A 16012-nucleotide genomic window follows, 5' to 3' on the forward strand; every position below is an offset into this window, starting at 1 on the left:
CGTTGGGAGAGCCTGAAAGCTGGTATCTTCATGTGGTGAATTGTTGTTATTATATTTAACAATAAAATATGAAAGGCGCTAATTGTATTTTTTAAGCGAACAATAATTTTTCCCGACCCAAGCCGTAAAGTCGGCTAAACTCCCCCCATGAAACAGGTTTATGATGTCATTATCATCGGCGGCGGGATTGTCGGATTGGCAACCGCACTGGAACTGCAAAACCGCAACCCGGATGCCGCCATTGCAGTGCTGGAGAAGGAACCGAAACTCGCCAGCCATCAGTCCGGCCACAACTCAGGCGTCATCCATGCCGGGGTCTATTACGCGCCGGGCAGCCTGAAGGCGCGGTTCTGTCGTGAGGGCGTCGCCGCGACCACCGCGTTCTGTGACGAGCACGCCATTCCTTACAGCATCTGCGGCAAGCTGATCGTGGCAACCGATGAGGCAGAGGCGACACGGCTTGATGCGCTCCATGACCGCGCAAGCCAAAACGGTATCCGCATTGAGCCAGTGAGCGGTGATGAACTGCACCGGCTCGAGCCGCATATCGCCGGGGTAAAGGCACTGCATTCCCCGACCACCGGCATTGTCGATTATGGTCGGGTGGCGCGGAAAATGGGCGAGGTCTTTGCAGCCAAGGGCGGCACCATCATCACCGGCATCACCGTCCTCTCGGGCCGGGAGAGCGAAAACGGCGTCGTGATTGATACCGATCAGGGCCGGTTTGAGGCCGCTCATGCGGTTGCCTGTGCCGGGCTGCACTCGGATCGGCTGATCCGGGCATTCGGCCATGAACCCGACTATCGTATTGTCCCGTTCCGTGGGGAATATTACCGGGTGCAGAACCAACCCACCGATTTCGTCCGGCACCTGATCTATCCGGTACCCGATCCCGAACGGCCCTTCCTCGGCGTGCACCTGACCCGCAAACTTGATGGCGGTTTTACCGTTGGTCCCAATGCCGTACTGGCGTTCAAACGGGAAGGCTATCGCTTCCGGGATATCAGCCTGACCGATCTGGCAAGCACGCTAGGCTATGGTGGTTTCTGGCGCATGCTGGCGGCCAATGCCGGACCGGCACTGACAGAACTCACCGCCTCAGCCTCCAAGCGGCTCTATCTGCAAAAGGTACAGAAATACTGTGCCAGCATCCGACTGGCAGACCTCACCCGCTATCCGGCGGGGGTAAGGGCGCAGGCGGTGGCAAGGGATGGCCGGATCATAGACGACTTCCTGTTCGTCAAAACCGCACGCATGCTGCATGTGGGCAATGCCCCCTCACCGGCCGCAACCTCGGCCATTCCAATCGCCGGATACATCGCCGACAAATTGCTTCAGGGCCGCAATAATCAGCGATGATTTTCTATTCGCCGGTTGAGCGCAGGCGTTCCAGAATCCGGATGAATTTCTCAGGATCGCTTTCAAAAAATGCAGATTGCAGATTGTTTATAAGATGTTCGATGGGCAAGTCCCACCAGGCTAGCTGTAACAACCGGTCAATAGCCGACTGATCAAATCTCAGCTTTATCGGTTTGGCAGGCACGCCGCCCACAACCGTATAGGGCTCAACAGAACTGGAAACGACAGCCCCTGCGGCAACAACAGCGCCATGGCCAATGGTAACCCCTGCCAAAATTACGGAATTTGCACCAATCCAGACATCATTGCCGATTTCCACATCAAGGCTTTTCATGAATACCCGGCTGACATTATCCGGATTGCCACCGGCATATCCCGGATACAGCATGCTCATCGGAAATGTGGACAGCAGATCAAGGGGATGACTCCCCTGACGTCCACAGAATATCTTCACATCCGGCCCAATACTGACAAATTTCCCGATACTCAGCTTTCGATTGGGATCGCCCTGATAATAGACCATTGGGGTACCGTATGAATACCGCCCGACGTCAAGCCCCAGCCCCCTCTCTGCAAGTGGCGCCAGATGCTTTGAGAGATCGGGTATGACCTGCATTAATCGTTCTTCCTGCAGATCAACTTGCTCACGTGTAATCATACCCTATCCTTTGCGCAGTACCGCGATACATTGGGGATATCGCTCCTTGTCCTCAATCCACTTGATCAGGGAAAATCCGGCTTCACCCCATATTTCTTCTGCGCATTGTCGCGGCACAAGTACATCGCCATAAGCACTCTGATCGCCCATGGCTTCACCGCCTGTGGACATGAAGGTAAAGCGACCATCTGCCCAGCTTTCCCGATAAGCCGATACCTCTCCGCTCATTCTTGAGAGCGCCACTTCCCAGGGATTGCCTGGCTGGCGATTGCCATTGCCAAAATCCTCGATCATATCCAGCAGCCACGGCCCGTGATATGTCACAAACACCACGCCCCCAGACTTGACCATACGGCCGATATCGGTGGCCCAGCTGCGTTGATATTCCATACTTAAATGTGAAAAAACCGAAACACTGATGGCAATATCAATCAGCGCATCCCGATACGGCGATGGCGGGGCATTCTCCAGAAGCGCAAAAGTTGCCTGCGGCATGGCTGCAGATGCAGATGCCAGCGCCGTCTGGTTGACATCAAGACCGTATATGCCTTTTTGCCCGTATTTCAGCGCCAGCAACCTGGTTATGCGCCCCCAGCCGCAACCGAAATCAAGAAACTTCCACCCTTGGGCAAAAGCCTCGATTTCCGACGGACCAAGCAATTCCTCGGTCTCAGTCATCATAATGTTACAAAAGCCGGCAGCAAACAGGAATGCATGACGCATTGATGATCCACAATATCTGCGCTGAAAATCCTCCGGGGGATTGAACAGAAGCGGATATTCCTCGACCGGCATTATCGGTTTTTGAGCCAACTCAAGTGCAACGGCGGAAAAGCGGTCTTTCATCTCAATATCAATCAACCCAGACACTGTACTCACAGCGCATAATAAAATGTTGCTTAACCAGCCTTGGCAAAATAGGCCTAGCGCCCCTTGGCCACAATCAGTTTCAGCCAAACTGACAAAGCACGACAAAATAACCGGATATTTGGCATCAAAACCGGCTAACTGATCGGCGGTGCCGGGGCCGACAAATTGCTTAACACGACAAGCGACAAGGAATAGGTCAGCAAAGCTGCCTGATCTGCGCAAAAGGGATTCCTGATATGCGCGCGTTGTAATTGACAGCCTCACCCAGACTTGTTTGCATACCTACAGACAGCGCCGATTTGATCTCTATCAGCTTGCGGGCGCTTTAAAAATGCAGCTAAAGCGAGGGTTCATGAATGATCCGCTCGGTTTGGCCGCAGCGGATTTTTTTGTGAGTTGAGGACCAGACATATGATCCGGCTGGAAGCAGTTGAGAAGATCTACAAGGGCAGCAAGAAGCATGCGGATGTTACTGCCCTCGCCGCCACATCTCTGGACATAAAACAGGGCGAAATCTTCGGTATTATCGGCAAGAGCGGCGCAGGCAAAAGCACATTGCTGCGCACCCTCAACCTGCTGGAGCGACCCAGCAGCGGACGCATCCTGCTGAATGGCGAGGATGTCACCGCACTGGGCAATCGGTCCCTGCCGGCATTCCGCCGCCGCATCGGCATGGTGTTCCAGCAATTCAACCTGCTCTCGACCCGCACGGTATTCGATAATGTCGCCCTGCCGCTGGAACTGACCAGAACCCCGAAGGCCGAAATCAAAAAGCGGGTCAGTGAAATCCTCGCATTTGTTGGCCTGGAAGAGCGGGCCGACCATTACCCGGCCCAACTCTCCGGTGGCCAGAAACAGCGTGTCGGCATTGCCCGCGCACTGGTTGTCGAGCCGGAAGTGCTGCTCTGTGACGAGATCACCTCTGCGCTCGACCCGGAAACCACCCAGCAAATCCTCGACCTGCTGCAAGGCATCAGCAAGCGCCTCAACCTGACGACAGTGGTGATTACCCACGAGATGTCAGTGGTCAAACAGGTCTGCGACCGCGTGGCGGTGATGGATGGCGGGCATGTGGTTGAGCTTGGCCATGTCTTCGATATCTTCGCCCACCCACAGCACCCGACCACCAGGGCAATGGTTGAGGGCGACGGCGAAAACATCCTGCCCGAGGCAATTGCCGTCCGACTGCAATCGGAACCGGCTGCCGAACGCAATGCGCTGCTGAAACTGACCTTTGCCGACAATACCGCCCATTCGCCGGTCATCAGCCAGCTTGGCCGCAGCATTGATGCCGACATCAATGTCATCGCCGGGCGCATCGACTACATCGCTGGCAAGCCGCTCGGCATCCTGTTCGTCGAGATCATCGGCGGACCGGATAAGACCAGTGCGGCAACCGCATTTCTGAACAGTAACAACCAGCCACATGAGGTAATCGGCCATGTCCCAGCAACTCATTAACCTGCTGCTCAATGCCACCTGGGATACCCTCTACATGGTGGCGGTATCATTGCTGCTCGGCACGCTGGTGGGTGGTCCGATCGGCATCTTTCTCGCCACCAGCCGTCGCGGTGAGCTGTTTGCCGCGCCATGGCTGAACAAGGTATCGAGCATTGTCGTCAATGCCGCACGCTCCATTCCCTTCATCATTCTGGCAGTTGCCATTGTGCCGTTCACCCGCGCGCTGGCAGGTACGTCCATCGGCACCACCGCCGCCATGGTGCCGCTGACCATCTCGGCCATTCCGTTCATCGCGCGGATCGTCGAGGGCGCGATCCGTCAGGTGGAACCGGGGCTGATCGAGGCCGCACAGGCCATGGGTGCCAGACCGTTCCAGATCATCCGCAAGGTTCTGGTGCCGGAAGCCATGAGCGCCATTATCAATGGCCTGACCCTGACCGCTATTTCCCTGATCGGCTATTCGGCCATGGTTGGGGCCATCGGCGGCGGCGGGCTCGGCGATGTGGGTATCCGCTACGGTTACCAGCGCTTCCGCCCCGATGTCATGCTGACCGTCGTTATTGTCCTGATCGCACTTGTCCAGATTGTCCAGCTGGCCGGGGACTTCCTCGCCGCCCGGTTTGACAAGCGGCACCGCTGATTGATCAGCACATCGTTCTTCCCGTCCCCGAACCTGAAATCCAACTCGAAACCATCCCCGAAACCAAAAGGAAACCAACATGAAAGCACGTTTTCTGACCGGCCTTGCTCTCGCTGCCAGCCTGAGCCTTGCCAGCTTCCCGGCACTTGCCAAGAACATCCTCGTCGGCGTTACCCCCGGGCCGCATGAAGAGGTGATGGAAAAGGTCGCCGAGGTGATCGCCAAACAATCCGAGCACACGATCGAAATCGTTGCCTTCAGCGATTATGTCATTCCGAACCAGGCCCTGAACGATGGCGATCTCGATGCCAACTCGTTCCAGCACAAACCCTATCTGGATGCGCAAGCCGCTGCCCGCGGTTATGATCTGGTCGTGATCGGCATGAACTTCCTGACGCCGATGGGTCTGTATTCCGAGAAGTACGAGGATCTGGATGCACTGCCGGAAGGCGCAACCATCGCCATCCCGAATGATCCAACCAATGGCGCACGCGGCCTGCTGGTCCTGCAACAGGCCGGCCTTATCAAACTCGATGACAGCCTCGGCATCGATATCAGCATCATCGACATTACCGAGAACCCGAAAAACTTCCGCTTCATCGAGCTGGATGCCGCACAGCTGCCACGGGCACTGGGTGACGTGGACCTCGCGTCCATCAACACCAACTACGCCATCGGCGCTGGTCTGAACCCGGTTGCGGATTCACTGGCGATCGAAGACCCGACCGGCAGCCCCTATGCCAATTTGGTGGCCGTGCGTCGCGGCGATGAAGATACCGACTGGGCCAAGGCACTGATCAATGCCTATCACTCCGATGAGGTCCGTCAGTTCATCATCGACACCTATGAAGGCTCGGTCCTGCCATCCTTCTAAGCCGCAGCTTGCAACACCAAAAAGCCCGGACACAGTGCCGGGCTTTTTTTATTGGTTACAGATCAGGCGGCAGTACCCATCAGCCGATCAGGATCAGCCACTTGATGATCATCCAGAGGCCCATGGCCACCATCATCAGGTTTTCGGTCAGTGAGACGAAGCCGAGCGGCACGTTGCTTTTACCGCCGACACAGGCGCATTTCAGGTCACGCTTGTCGATATAGACCGCCTTGTAGACCGAGACCGCGCCAACGGTACCGATGAACAAAGCCACCGGGGCTGCCACCGGTGCCGTTACCACACCGGCCAGCATGACAATACCGGCGAAGGCTTCCGCAAACGGGTAGATATAGGCATAGGGCACAAACCGCTGCGCCAGCAGGTCATAGCCCAGAAACTGGTTGGTGAAGCTGAACAGGTCACGCAGTTTCAGGATCGCGAGGATGCACATGGAAAAGGCAATGAACCATTCCAGTACCCGGATGATCGAGAACTGGCCGAGTATCGCGATACTGGCGGAAACTGCCATCAGGAAGGCAACGGCAAACACCACAATGACCGGCTGATAACGCGAGCCGGTCTGCTCGACCGGCGGCATGCTGAAATAGCTGCGCAGGTCGTCATAGCCACCGACCCGCTCACCATCGATAAAGGTCTGTGGCGTGGTTTTGACATCGTGCTCAGCCATGAACCGGTCCGTTTCCTCGCGGGAGGTCAGCGGATGATCCTCGACGTTATAGCCGTTTCGTTTCAGCAGGTCCTTTGACTTCAACCCGAAAGGACAGATGTGATCGGGCGTTTTCATACGGTAGAGAATGGCGGTCTTGGCGACCATAGCAGGTACTTTCATCACTGCGGGACAGGGAGTATTCAGCGCTGCCAGACAAATTGCCGACAGCCCTTTTTACAACCAACGCATTGACCGCCGGAAAAGTTCACCGCCGATACATAAAAATACGGCCCGCAGTCGGATAACCACGGGCCGTATAGTTTTAAGGTTTTTCAGCTCAGCAATCAGGCCGCAGCGCTTGCCGCGGCACCCGCTTCCGCTTCGGCGGCTTCCAATGCGATGGCGACCGACTGGATGATTGATGCGAAACGCACGGAGGTCTGGATCTGCTCAACCGGCACATCGGCCTTGCGCAGCACAGCCTCATGGGCATCGATGCACATGCCGCAGCCATTTATGGCAGAAACGGCAAGCGACCAGAACTCGAACAGCACTTTATCGACGCCGGGATTGCCGATGACATTCATCCGCAGCTTGGCGGGCAGAGCGGCATATTCCTTGTTCTTCGCCAGATGGACGAAGCGGTAATAGACATTGTTCATGCCCATGATGGCGGCTGCGGATTTGGCGGCAGTGATGGTCGCCTCATCAATATGCTCGGCAGCCTCAGCGAGCAGGGCATTGCGCACCTTGGCGTTACGGCTGGCGATAGCGCAGGCAACGAACAGGCCATATTTCTGGTCGGCGGACAGGCTGTCATCACCGGCCATGGAAGACAGGTTCAGGCGCACATCCTTGGCAAAATCGGGGATTTCGGATTTGAGTTCGGCAATCGACATCGGGATCACTTTTCTGGTCTGATCGGTTGAATAGGGTATGGGTGAAAAGAAAGGCGGGCTTTTGCAAACCCGCCTTCCCTTGATTGAAAAAGCGGCCCGGCGCGCTTAGGCAGCCAGGGTTTCGCCGCCGACTTCACGGTTGCATGGGCACAGCTCATCGGTCTGCAGCGCATCGAGAACCCGCAGGGTATCTTTAGGTGCGCGGCCAACATTCAGGTTGTTGGCATAGACGTGCTGAATCTCACCGTGTGGATCAACAACATAGGTGTAGCGGAAAGCAACACCGGCTGGTGAGCGAACACCGAGGCCATCAACGAGTGAACCGTTGGTATCGGCGAATGACCACATGTTCAGCTTCGCCAGATCGGGGTGGCTGCGGCGCCATGCGAGTTTGCAGAACTCGTTATCGGTGGAACCACCCATGACAACAGCATCGCGATCTTCAAACTCATCGGCGAGACGGGCAAATTCAGCGATCTCGGTCGGGCAGACGAAGGTGAAGTCTTTTGGATAGAAGAAGATGATCTTCCACTTGCCTTCAAAGCTCTTTTCAGTGAGTTCTTCGAACGCGCTGACGCCGTTCTCTTCGTGCTCCATGAAGCCTGGTTTAACGCCGGTGACGGAGAATTCGGGGAGTTTATCGCCAATGCCGAGCATGTCTGATCGATCCTTGTGAAATATGGTTGAAAACAGGGGCGGACACGAAAATTGCTGCAACGCACCATGTCCTGATAAGGGCAAGATATAGACTCCATACCGATTGTTCCAACCGATTATTGCTGTACAATCTTATCGATTTTATCGATAGAAAAACCGCAACGATCATCGCCATGGCCAATATCTCGATCCGCCAATTGCAATACCTGCTGGCCCTCGCCGATACCGGTTCGTTTTCCCGGGCGGCAGAGCGTGTCGGCGTTACGCAATCGACCCTGAGCGCTGCCATCTCGGCACTGGAAAACGAGCTCGGCACGCTGCTGATCGACCGCAGCAGCAGACGCGCCGGCCTGCTCCCCGCAGGTGAGGCAATCCGGGCCAAGGCGCAGGAGGTGGTTGCCACTGTCAGCGCCATGCCGGAACTGGTCAGCGATGCCGGTCAGCCCCTGACCTCGAAGCTGCGCATGGGCGTGATCCCGTCAATCGCGCCCTTCGTCCTATCCCGACTTATCCCGAGCATCGGTGAGAGCTACCCGGAACTGCGCCTGTGCCTGCGCGAGGGCCTGACCCGACGGCTGATTGACGGGCTGCAGGAAGGCAAGCTCGATGTGGCCCTGATCGCCCATCCCTACAGCCTCGACGGCATCACCGGGGTATCGGTGGGCAAAGACCCGTTCCTGCTCGCGGTCAAGTCGGGACATCCGCTGGCAGGCCGCAAACGGGTCAGTGCCAAAGACCTTGAGCATGAGCATATCCTGCTGCTGGAATCTGGCCACTGCCTGCGCAACCACGTGATCTCAGCGGTCGGACCAATTCAGGGACAGGACGATGTGCTGGCAACCAGCCTGATTACGCTGGTGCAGATGGTGGATTTCGGTCTCGGCGCTACCCTGCTGCCGAGCATCGCCGCCAAGGCCGGTGTCACCCGTGGCACCGATATCGTGCTGGTGCCTTATGACGGCCCGAACTCGTACCGGACGTTGATGCTGGTCTGGCGGCAGGGATCGGCCCGCGCCGATGAATATAGCCAGTTGGCCGAGCATATCCGCAGCAAGCCACTGAAAACCCTGCTGCCTGCCCCGTCAGTCACCTGACTCCTTGCGCTGCATGAAGGGATGCACGATCGGCTCACGCGCACGCAGCAGGTATTGCCGGAAGATCGTGCCGTAGCCGGGCACCAGATCGACACCGACCTGATCGGCAAACAGCGCGCGCTGTTCCCGGAAATGCCGGGGCAGTCGATACCATGGCAGGCGTGGCCGCTTGTGATGCACGGCATGGAGATTGTTATTCAGGAACAGCAGGCTGAACACCGGGCCACTCTCGATGATCGCCGTGCGGCCATCGACCTCCTCTACCGCGCGATGCTCGGCATAGGTACGGATCATCAGCAGGCTGGCACCGGGATAGGCGGCCAGCATCAGATAGGCAAAAGGGTTGATCCCGGCGACAGCCTGAACCCAGCCCAGCACCATGGCCAGCCCGATCAGGTGCAGGAACCACGCCTTTGCCACCCGTTTATCGCCCGCCCGGATCAGGCCGAAATCATGGCGGACAAAGCCGACAAAACCGATGGCCGGACCAATCAGCAGACGACCAAGCAGGGTGGCATTGAACTTGCGCAGCAGGCGCACCGGCCCGGACATGGCAAACCAGTCGCCTTCTGCCAGATACCAGCTCTCGGGATCTTCGTAAGGGTCGGTCAGCCGCTCGTCGCGGTGATGGGCCAGATGGGTGTCACGGAACCGACGATAGGGATAGAACAGCCCGATCGGCAGGAATACCAGCGCCTCATTGATCCGCCGGTTTCTGGTCGGATGCCCGTGCAGGGCCTCATGCTGGAGTGAAGAATGCAGACCGACCACATAGGCCGCCAGCGGCATGAACAGCCACGGTCCGATCACATGATAACCGAGCGTCAGCGCCACCCATGCAGCATAGCAGCAGAACAGCGCCAGCCAGGTTGGCCACTCAACCGTGATCCCGAAAACCACGCGACGAAACGGGCCCATACCGCCCCCTGATTTTTGCCCCAATACGCATTGCCACATGCCGACCGGCAATGACCCTACCCGGATCACCGATCACGAACCCGTGACAATCAACAGTCATTTAGAAGCGCCAAACCGGAAGAGGCAATCAAAAACGGCTCATTTGTGCGGTTTTTCATCATGGTATCGGCATAAAATGAACAAACCGGCAGCAGGAACGTTATTTACGCAACAGCAAAGCAATCCGCGGGGATAGGCGATTGCCAGACACGGTAAGCCGAAGGAGGCTTGAAATGATGTACTCACTGCGTTCAGCACTGCTTGGATCGGCCCTGCTTGGATCAACACTGGCACTGAGCCTGCCGGTGGCAGCCATGGCACAGAACACAACACCCGCAATGAATGGCAGCGCCATCCAGATCAGCGGCATTGTCGAACAGGCATCGGATGATCTCTTTGTCCTCAATTATGGTCCTGGCAAGATTGTCGTGGAGATGGATGACTGGGACAGCTACCCCGAAGCCCGTGCCCTCATGGACGGGGATCATGTGACCGTATTCGGCCTGATCGACCATGATGAGTACGAGGCCGGTTCGATTGAGGCGGAAACCGTGTTTGTGCAGGAGCTGAATGCCTATTTCGAGGCCAGCGCCGATGATGAGGAAACCCGCGACTACGAGGTTTTGACCATCGCCGATGCCCCGGCCATGCTGACCATGACCGGTGTTGTCACCGAGGTGGATGATGAGGAATTTACCGTCGATACCGGTTATGACGAGGTCGCAGTTAATGTCTCTGAGCTGGCATACAACCCGCTCGACGACAAAGGCTATATGCGGATCAGACAGGGCGATTTTGTGAAGGTATCGGGCAATCTCGAGGACGGGCTGTTCGAGGACAGCACCCTTGTTGCCAGCTCGATCAGCACAATCGTCGACCAGACCGCACGACTGCCGCAATAACATCAAGCAGCCGTTACTCGACCATCGGGCCACAATCCAATAATATGTGTCCCCATGAAGGATGCGGGATCGGGCATAGCGCACGGGAATGCAGCAAGCAGCAATGCCGCCGCCACGGCGCAGGCTGGCAAAGCTGCTAGCCAGCCCATGGCCATGGTCATTGATCTGCAATCCGCCGAGTTGCCGAAAATGGCTTCCGGCGATGCCCGTGCCTATTTCACCCAGCTGGGCCAGCGCCTTGATGACATGCGCGCCAGTGGCATACCGGTCGTATGGGAAACCATGGGTCGAAACAGCCGTCTGTTCGAGCCGGTAAACAAGGTTGCCAGTGCCCGATCCGAACACGACCTTAAGTCAGCAGGCTTCCTCAATCATGCCGAAGGCTCTGTCGATGACGAGCGGCTGAAAATCTTTACCGACTTTCTCCGTGATCACGGCCCGCGCACCAATGAAGCGATGCATGTGAAGTACTTCAAGGACCCGTTCATGGAGCCGGAGGATTATGCCGATAAACCCGCGCTCAAAAGCACCATACAGGAACAGTTCGGCAATGCGCATCCGGTGCCCGAACCCGGCGCCTTTCCGGGCAAGACCCTGACCCGGTATGTACAAGATCAGAAGCCGTCGGAAATCCTGCTCATGGGCGGTATGTCCGATCACTGTATCGCCGAGTCCGCCATCGGTGTCGGCAACAAGCTGCCGGGGGTCAAGGCAACCGCGCTCCGGGATCTGACCCTGAGTTGGGCGGATGAGAAACCCGGCGCGATGCCGACACAATCGGTCTGGCGGGATACAGCCCGGCACCCGGCGGCTGGTGACCAGTTCCATGAACAGAAAATACGCCATGGCATCCGGACCATCACCGACCGGCCGGAACGCTACAGCATGAACCGCGTTCAAGCCGCCGCGCTCGAAGCCAATGTCAGCTATAGTGACAGCAGCCGTATCTTGCAGAAATACGCGGCGCCTGATCCCCGGCGCGGTCATCACGGCGCCAACCAACCTACCGCTTTCAGGGATGGCGCATTCGATCAGTTGCTTGGCAGGCCCGCTGCAAATGACACACCGCCGGATCAGGCGGCTGCACTCATCGCCGATACCGGCAACACACTCAGACACCGGCGCGCCATGGCTGACCTGCCCGCGACCGGTGGCCCCATGCCCGCCATATCAGCCCAACCAAAAACAAAAACCATCTAACCAACATCAGAGGAAACGACCCGTCATGGCAGACCTGACGCCCACCATTGCGCGGCGGAAGCCCGACCCCGTGCCCGCCATCTTCCCCCTGCCCGAGCGTGATGCGACGGGCGAGCGGCTGGAGATGTATGAGGATACAAAAGCCGTGCTGCAGGTGCCGTGGATGGGTGTGGTCACCATGGCGTTTTCCCACTACCCGACCTTCTACCGAACCCTATGGCAGGGGCTGCGCCCGCTCTGCGCCAGTGCGGAATTTGTCGCTGCCTGTGCCGATCTGCGCGACGTCACCGAGGCGGCAATCGCGGATCAGCCGAGCCTGCTGCAACAATTCCGCGACATGGGCTATGGCCCGGTAGAGATCGACCAGATCAATGCCATGATCGAGATTTTCTCCCATGGCAACATGCCCTATATCCTGATCGCCACAGCAGCCCGGCTGCTGCTTGAGGGCCATGAGATCGGCACCGGCAGCAGCGTAACACCGAACACCACAACCCACGGGCCGGAGCCGTTGACCAAACTGGTGCTGATGGAGCGCCATCACGGCAATGCGGGCATTCATGCGCTCTATGATGACATCGAGGCGACCCTCGGCCTGCCTTTCGTCAATACCGACTACCGGGCGCTGGCCCGCTGGCCGAGTTATTTCGATGCCGCCTGGGGCGCCTTGCGCGACCAGGTAGATACACCCGATCACACCGCCGCTGTCGCAACCGTCCATGCGAAAACCGTCAGCCTGATCGAGAGCCTGCCCAATCCGAACGGACTGACCTCCGCCGCGCTGATTGCCGCCGCCGAGGCCGATGGTGCCAAAGAACAGATCACCGATACGGTCCGGCTGTTCCAGTGGCTGTTGCCCGGCCTGCTCGTCAATGTCGCGATCTTTCAGGCCCAGATGCAGGGATAGGCACACGGCCAGTACTCAGAACCCAAAGTCACTTTGTCACGGCAATTTACTAATATGCTTGGCAGCTTCTGCCGTTATGATTAGGCTTGGTTGGTAGACGTATAAACTTCTCAGAACAGGCTTTGATGCCCAGCAACTTCGACAATATCCTGATCATCGGGGAGGCAAGCGCTATTCTGCGTCCCCTGAAAGATCGCCTTCGCGATGCCGGCTGCCGCAATGTGGAATATCGTTCCACCGTGTCTGAATCCGTGCGTCAGACCATCGTCCTCAATACCGGAGAGCGCAAACGCATCCTGATCATCATCGATCTGGACGCCAAAACCTTCCCGGCCTTCAACGTAGTGCGTCAGTTGCGTGAGGATGGCCGCCACCAGCGGCTGGCGATTATCGGCCTGACCGGATCGCCATCTCCGGAGCTGGTGCAGAATGCCCGTGATACCGGGATTTCATCCCTGCTGACCAAGCCCCTGTCATCCAAGAAGCTGCTGGAGCGGGTCCAGACACTGAGCCAGTCCGTCGCCGCCTGACCTGCGAACACAATATCCAGCACGACTAATCGAGCATAGCGGTCAGCGTCTTGCGCGCTTTTGAGACAACCCAGTCATTGGCCACATCATTCTCATCCGGTGCCCGGAGTTCGTGGCGCACCATCCAGCCCTTGTGAAATGCCGCGCGCACCAGTTACTCAACCCGGTCGACAGCGATGAACGGCCCCTCCTGACGCAGCGCTTCCAGATAGTCTTCAGCCGCCCGCAGTGCCGGGCGTTGTGCAGCAGCGAGATAAATTTCGCAAGTGCAGCATCTTGTATGGACGCAAACAAGTGCCCATGTTAGTCAGCAATCCTGACCCATAACCACGGGCCGTCGCGATATGCGCGTGGCCTTCCGGGGATATTCCATGACCGATGCACCCTCGATGACGGACGACACAGCAGCGCCGCGAAGCCACAGCCTTGCCGTGATTACCTTCTGGCTTGCCTCCGGTGCCTTTGCCATCGGCGTCAGCGAATTCGCCGCCATGAGCCTGCTGCCCTATTTCGCCGCCGAGTTCGGCGTGACCAGCTCGGTCGCCGGACATGCAATCAGCGCCTATGCCCTCGGTGTGGTGGTCGGTGCGCCGGTGATTGCCGTCTTCGCCTCCCGCTTTCCACGCAAATATGTGCTGCTGGTCCTGATGGCCGTGTTTGCCCTCGGCAACCTGCTGACCGCCATCGCCCCCTCCATGTGGCTGATGAATACCGCACGCTTCATGTCCGGCCTGCCCCACGGTGCCTATCTCGGTATCGCTATGCTGTTTGCCGCCGATATTGCCGGTAAGGGCAAGCGTGCGAAGGCGGTGAGCCAGGTGCTGCTCGGCATTGCCATCGCCACGGTGATCGGGGTTCCGGCGGCAAGCGCAATCAGCCAGATACTCGGCTGGCGTGTCGGCTTTGCCATCGTCACCCTGCTTGCTTTCCTGACCATTGCCATGATCTGGCGTACCGCACCCTATCGGGGACCATTCCCGAATGCAAACCCGCTGGCCGAGCTGGGCGCGCTCAAGAACCGTGATGTACTGCTGACGCTGGCCATGGGAGCCATCGGTTTCGGCGGTATGTTTGCTGTCTATGGCTATTTCAGCGCCGCCTATCTGGAAGCCACCAATGCACCGGAATGGGGCGTCTCGGCGACCCTGATCCTGTTCGGCCTCGGCGGCACCATCGGCAACTGGGCATCGGGCCTGATTGCCAGCGGTCGTCTGCTCGCCACCGCCGCCCTGTTCCAGATCATTCTCGGCGTTGGTGCCGGTCTCTATGCCGCGGCTGTCGGAGATCCGATCGCCATGGCTGCCGTGCTGTTCTTCATGGGCCTAGGCGGTGGCATGTGCGTACCGCTGCAGACCCGGTTGATGGATGTGGCAGGCGATGCCCAGACACTGGCCGCCGCCATGAACCACGCCGCCTTCAACTTCGCCAATGCCTTCGGGCCATGGCTTGCCGGTCTCGCCCTCGCGGCAGGCTGGGGCTGGGGTGCTCCGGGTCTGGTTGGCGTCATGCTGAGCCTCGGCGGTCTCGCCATCTGGCTGGTTATGTTCCTGCTCGAGCGCAAACAGCGCCTGCTGCAACCGGCCTGCGCCTGCTGATCTGTTCTATACTCAGGCCGCACAACGGCAGGGCGCGGCACGGGCATAGCCGTCGAACAGATCGAGCATCCGCGCCCGCCAGTCATAGACCGCATCACCCGGCTCAAGCAGATCATCGGGCGCGGCACAGCGAGCCCACTGGAACACGCCAAAGGTCAGGTAGTCGCCGTAATCCGGCGCATCGCCGCCAATGAAAGCCTGCTTACACAGGGTCTGCCGGAGCGGCTCCAGCACCGCATTGAATTTTTTGAGCGAGCCACCGTCACGGGCCGCAAACTCCTCCAGCGTACAGCCGAACAGCGCCTCCCGGCTCTCCCGGAAATAGGCGCGGTCCGCCTCGGTCATCACCTCGATGAGGTGCAGGATCACCGGCGGCGCCATGGCCGGAAACAGTGAGCGATCAACCCAGAAACTCAGAAACCGGATATGCGCCTTGACCGCATCCGACGCGAACAGCATTGGCCGATCCGGGTAGGTCGCGTCGAGATATTCCGCAATCTGCCAGCTATCAGACACCCACGGCGCCGGTGACCGGTTGCCGTCGACAATCACCGGCACGCGCCCCTGCCCGCTATCAGCAATCGCTTCCTTCTCGGTGATATGCCAAGCCTCGGTCTCGAACGGCAGCCCCTTGTGCTTCAGCGCCATCTTGGTCCGCCAGCAAAACGGACTGAACCGCAACGCCGCATCCTCACCCGCAAGGTCATAGAGTTTGATGGTCATGGGGTTTCCTCTTCCA

At 58.2% G+C, this 16012-nt stretch carries 17 protein-coding genes and 1 riboswitch; of the genes, 9 read left to right on the forward strand and 8 right to left on the reverse strand.

The window, feature by feature from the left end:
• Positions 1–147 precede the first annotated feature (147 nt).
• Positions 148–1359, forward strand: a complete 1212-nt coding sequence (locus CBB62_00220) for a hydroxyglutarate oxidase (protein OUT40834.1) — start codon at positions 148–150, stop codon at positions 1357–1359.
• 4 nt (positions 1360–1363) lie between these two features.
• Here the strand turns inward: CBB62_00220 and CBB62_00225 are convergent, their stop codons facing one another.
• A complete protein-coding gene (locus CBB62_00225) occupies positions 1364–2017 on the reverse strand; it encodes a hypothetical protein (protein ID OUT40835.1) in 654 nt (217 codons plus the stop codon).
• 3 nt (positions 2018–2020) lie between these two features.
• On the reverse strand, positions 2021–2878 hold the full coding sequence (locus tag CBB62_00230) for a hypothetical protein (protein ID OUT40836.1): 858 nt from the start codon (positions 2876–2878) through the stop codon (positions 2021–2023).
• 290 nt (positions 2879–3168) lie between these two features.
• Positions 3169–3246: riboswitch (SAM riboswitch) on the forward strand.
• 52 nt (positions 3247–3298) lie between these two features.
• On the opposite strand from CBB62_00230, the gene CBB62_00235 reads away from it, so the two are divergent.
• The 3 genes from CBB62_00235 (at position 3299) to CBB62_00245 (ending at position 5862) form a co-directional block, all read left to right on the forward strand.
• Positions 3299–4348, forward strand: coding sequence for a hypothetical protein (locus CBB62_00235; protein ID OUT40837.1), 1050 nt, complete (start codon positions 3299–3301; stop codon positions 4346–4348).
• Positions 4329–4988 carry a DL-methionine transporter permease subunit gene (locus CBB62_00240; GenBank protein OUT40838.1) on the forward strand — a complete coding sequence of 220 codons (660 nt, stop codon included), beginning with the start codon at positions 4329–4331 and terminating at the stop codon, positions 4986–4988. Before CBB62_00235 ends, CBB62_00240 begins: the two co-directional genes overlap by 20 nt.
• Before the next feature lie 79 nt (positions 4989–5067).
• Complete coding sequence (locus CBB62_00245) at positions 5068–5862, forward strand: metal ABC transporter substrate-binding protein (GenBank protein ID OUT40839.1); 795 nt, start codon at positions 5068–5070, stop codon at positions 5860–5862.
• 79 nt (positions 5863–5941) lie between these two features.
• Here CBB62_00245 and CBB62_00250 read toward each other — a convergent pair whose 3' ends face one another.
• The 3 genes from CBB62_00250 to CBB62_00260 form a co-directional block, all read right to left on the reverse strand.
• Positions 5942–6697 carry a hypothetical protein gene (locus tag CBB62_00250; protein ID OUT40840.1) on the reverse strand — a complete coding sequence of 252 codons (756 nt, stop codon included), beginning with the start codon at positions 6695–6697 and terminating at the stop codon, positions 5942–5944.
• Between the two features lie 179 nt (positions 6698–6876).
• Positions 6877–7431: an alkyl hydroperoxide reductase gene (locus CBB62_00255; protein OUT40841.1), complete on the reverse strand. Its 555-nt coding sequence runs from the start codon at positions 7429–7431 to the stop codon at positions 6877–6879.
• Positions 7432–7536: 105 nt separating this feature from the next.
• Entirely contained in the window at positions 7537–8088 is a 552-nt protein-coding gene (locus tag CBB62_00260; protein OUT40842.1) for an alkyl hydroperoxide reductase, read from the reverse strand.
• Between the two features lie 173 nt (positions 8089–8261).
• Between CBB62_00260 and CBB62_00265 the strand changes: the two genes are divergently transcribed.
• Positions 8262–9182, forward strand: coding sequence for a LysR family transcriptional regulator (locus CBB62_00265; protein ID OUT42560.1), 921 nt, complete (start codon positions 8262–8264; stop codon positions 9180–9182).
• Here the strand turns inward: CBB62_00265 and CBB62_00270 are convergent.
• Entirely contained in the window at positions 9171–10139 is a 969-nt protein-coding gene (locus CBB62_00270) for a hypothetical protein (protein OUT40843.1), read from the reverse strand. The two genes, CBB62_00265 and CBB62_00270, sit on opposite strands and share 12 nt — an antisense overlap.
• A gap of 233 nt (positions 10140–10372) precedes the next feature.
• Here CBB62_00270 and CBB62_00275 point away from each other — a divergent pair, with 233 nt between their 5' ends.
• Positions 10373–11041 (forward strand): hypothetical protein, encoded by a 669-nt coding sequence (locus CBB62_00275; protein OUT40844.1) that lies wholly within the window; start codon positions 10373–10375, stop codon positions 11039–11041.
• Positions 11042–11395: 354 nt separating this feature from the next.
• On the opposite strand, the gene CBB62_00280 is transcribed toward CBB62_00275, so the two are convergent.
• Positions 11396–11941, reverse strand: coding sequence for a hypothetical protein (locus CBB62_00280; protein OUT40845.1), 546 nt, complete (start codon positions 11939–11941; stop codon positions 11396–11398).
• Positions 11942–11960: 19 nt separating this feature from the next.
• Here CBB62_00280 and CBB62_00285 point away from each other — a divergent pair, with 19 nt between their 5' ends.
• The 3 genes from CBB62_00285 (at position 11961) to CBB62_00295 (ending at position 15273) form a co-directional block, all read left to right on the forward strand.
• A complete protein-coding gene (locus CBB62_00285) occupies positions 11961–13148 on the forward strand; it encodes a hypothetical protein (GenBank protein ID OUT40846.1) in 1188 nt (395 codons plus the stop codon).
• A 125-nt stretch (positions 13149–13273) separates the two neighbouring features.
• Positions 13274–13678 carry a hypothetical protein gene (locus CBB62_00290; GenBank protein ID OUT40847.1) on the forward strand — a complete coding sequence of 135 codons (405 nt, stop codon included), beginning with the start codon at positions 13274–13276 and terminating at the stop codon, positions 13676–13678.
• Positions 13679–14067: 389 nt separating this feature from the next.
• Positions 14068–15273, forward strand: a complete 1206-nt coding sequence (locus CBB62_00295) for an MFS transporter (protein OUT42561.1) — start codon at positions 14068–14070, stop codon at positions 15271–15273.
• Between the two features lie 12 nt (positions 15274–15285).
• Here CBB62_00295 and CBB62_00300 read toward each other — a convergent pair whose 3' ends face one another.
• Positions 15286–15996 carry a hypothetical protein gene (locus tag CBB62_00300; GenBank protein OUT40848.1) on the reverse strand — a complete coding sequence of 237 codons (711 nt, stop codon included), beginning with the start codon at positions 15994–15996 and terminating at the stop codon, positions 15286–15288.
• Positions 15997–16012: the final 16 nt, after the last annotated feature.

Source organism: Micavibrio sp. TMED2 (assembly GCA_002168225.1).
Lineage (GTDB): Bacteria > Pseudomonadota > Alphaproteobacteria > TMED2 > TMED2 > TMED2.

Excerpts from the sequence above, each read along its gene's own strand:
- CBB62_00220 (OUT40834.1), top strand. The coding sequence starts at position 148 with ATGAAACAGGTTTATGATGTCATTATCATCGGCGGCGGGATTGTCGGA.
- CBB62_00225 (OUT40835.1), bottom strand. The coding sequence starts at position 2,017 with ATGATTACACGTGAGCAAGTTGATCTGCAGGAAGAACGATTAATGCAG.
- CBB62_00235 (OUT40837.1), top strand. The coding sequence starts at position 3,299 with ATGATCCGGCTGGAAGCAGTTGAGAAGATCTACAAGGGCAGCAAGAAG.
- CBB62_00240 (OUT40838.1), top strand. The coding sequence starts at position 4,329 with ATGTCCCAGCAACTCATTAACCTGCTGCTCAATGCCACCTGGGATACC.
- CBB62_00245 (OUT40839.1), top strand. The coding sequence starts at position 5,068 with ATGAAAGCACGTTTTCTGACCGGCCTTGCTCTCGCTGCCAGCCTGAGC.
- CBB62_00250 (OUT40840.1), bottom strand. The coding sequence starts at position 6,697 with ATGGTCGCCAAGACCGCCATTCTCTACCGTATGAAAACGCCCGATCAC.
- CBB62_00255 (OUT40841.1), bottom strand. The coding sequence starts at position 7,431 with ATGTCGATTGCCGAACTCAAATCCGAAATCCCCGATTTTGCCAAGGAT.
- CBB62_00260 (OUT40842.1), bottom strand. The coding sequence starts at position 8,088 with ATGCTCGGCATTGGCGATAAACTCCCCGAATTCTCCGTCACCGGCGTT.
- CBB62_00265 (OUT42560.1), top strand. The coding sequence starts at position 8,262 with ATGGCCAATATCTCGATCCGCCAATTGCAATACCTGCTGGCCCTCGCC.
- CBB62_00270 (OUT40843.1), bottom strand. The coding sequence starts at position 10,139 with ATGTGGCAATGCGTATTGGGGCAAAAATCAGGGGGCGGTATGGGCCCG.
- CBB62_00275 (OUT40844.1), top strand. The coding sequence starts at position 10,373 with ATGATGTACTCACTGCGTTCAGCACTGCTTGGATCGGCCCTGCTTGGA.
- CBB62_00285 (OUT40846.1), top strand. The coding sequence starts at position 11,961 with ATGTCAGCTATAGTGACAGCAGCCGTATCTTGCAGAAATACGCGGCGC.
- CBB62_00290 (OUT40847.1), top strand. The coding sequence starts at position 13,274 with ATGCCCAGCAACTTCGACAATATCCTGATCATCGGGGAGGCAAGCGCT.
- CBB62_00295 (OUT42561.1), top strand. The coding sequence starts at position 14,068 with ATGACGGACGACACAGCAGCGCCGCGAAGCCACAGCCTTGCCGTGATT.
- CBB62_00300 (OUT40848.1), bottom strand. The coding sequence starts at position 15,996 with ATGACCATCAAACTCTATGACCTTGCGGGTGAGGATGCGGCGTTGCGG.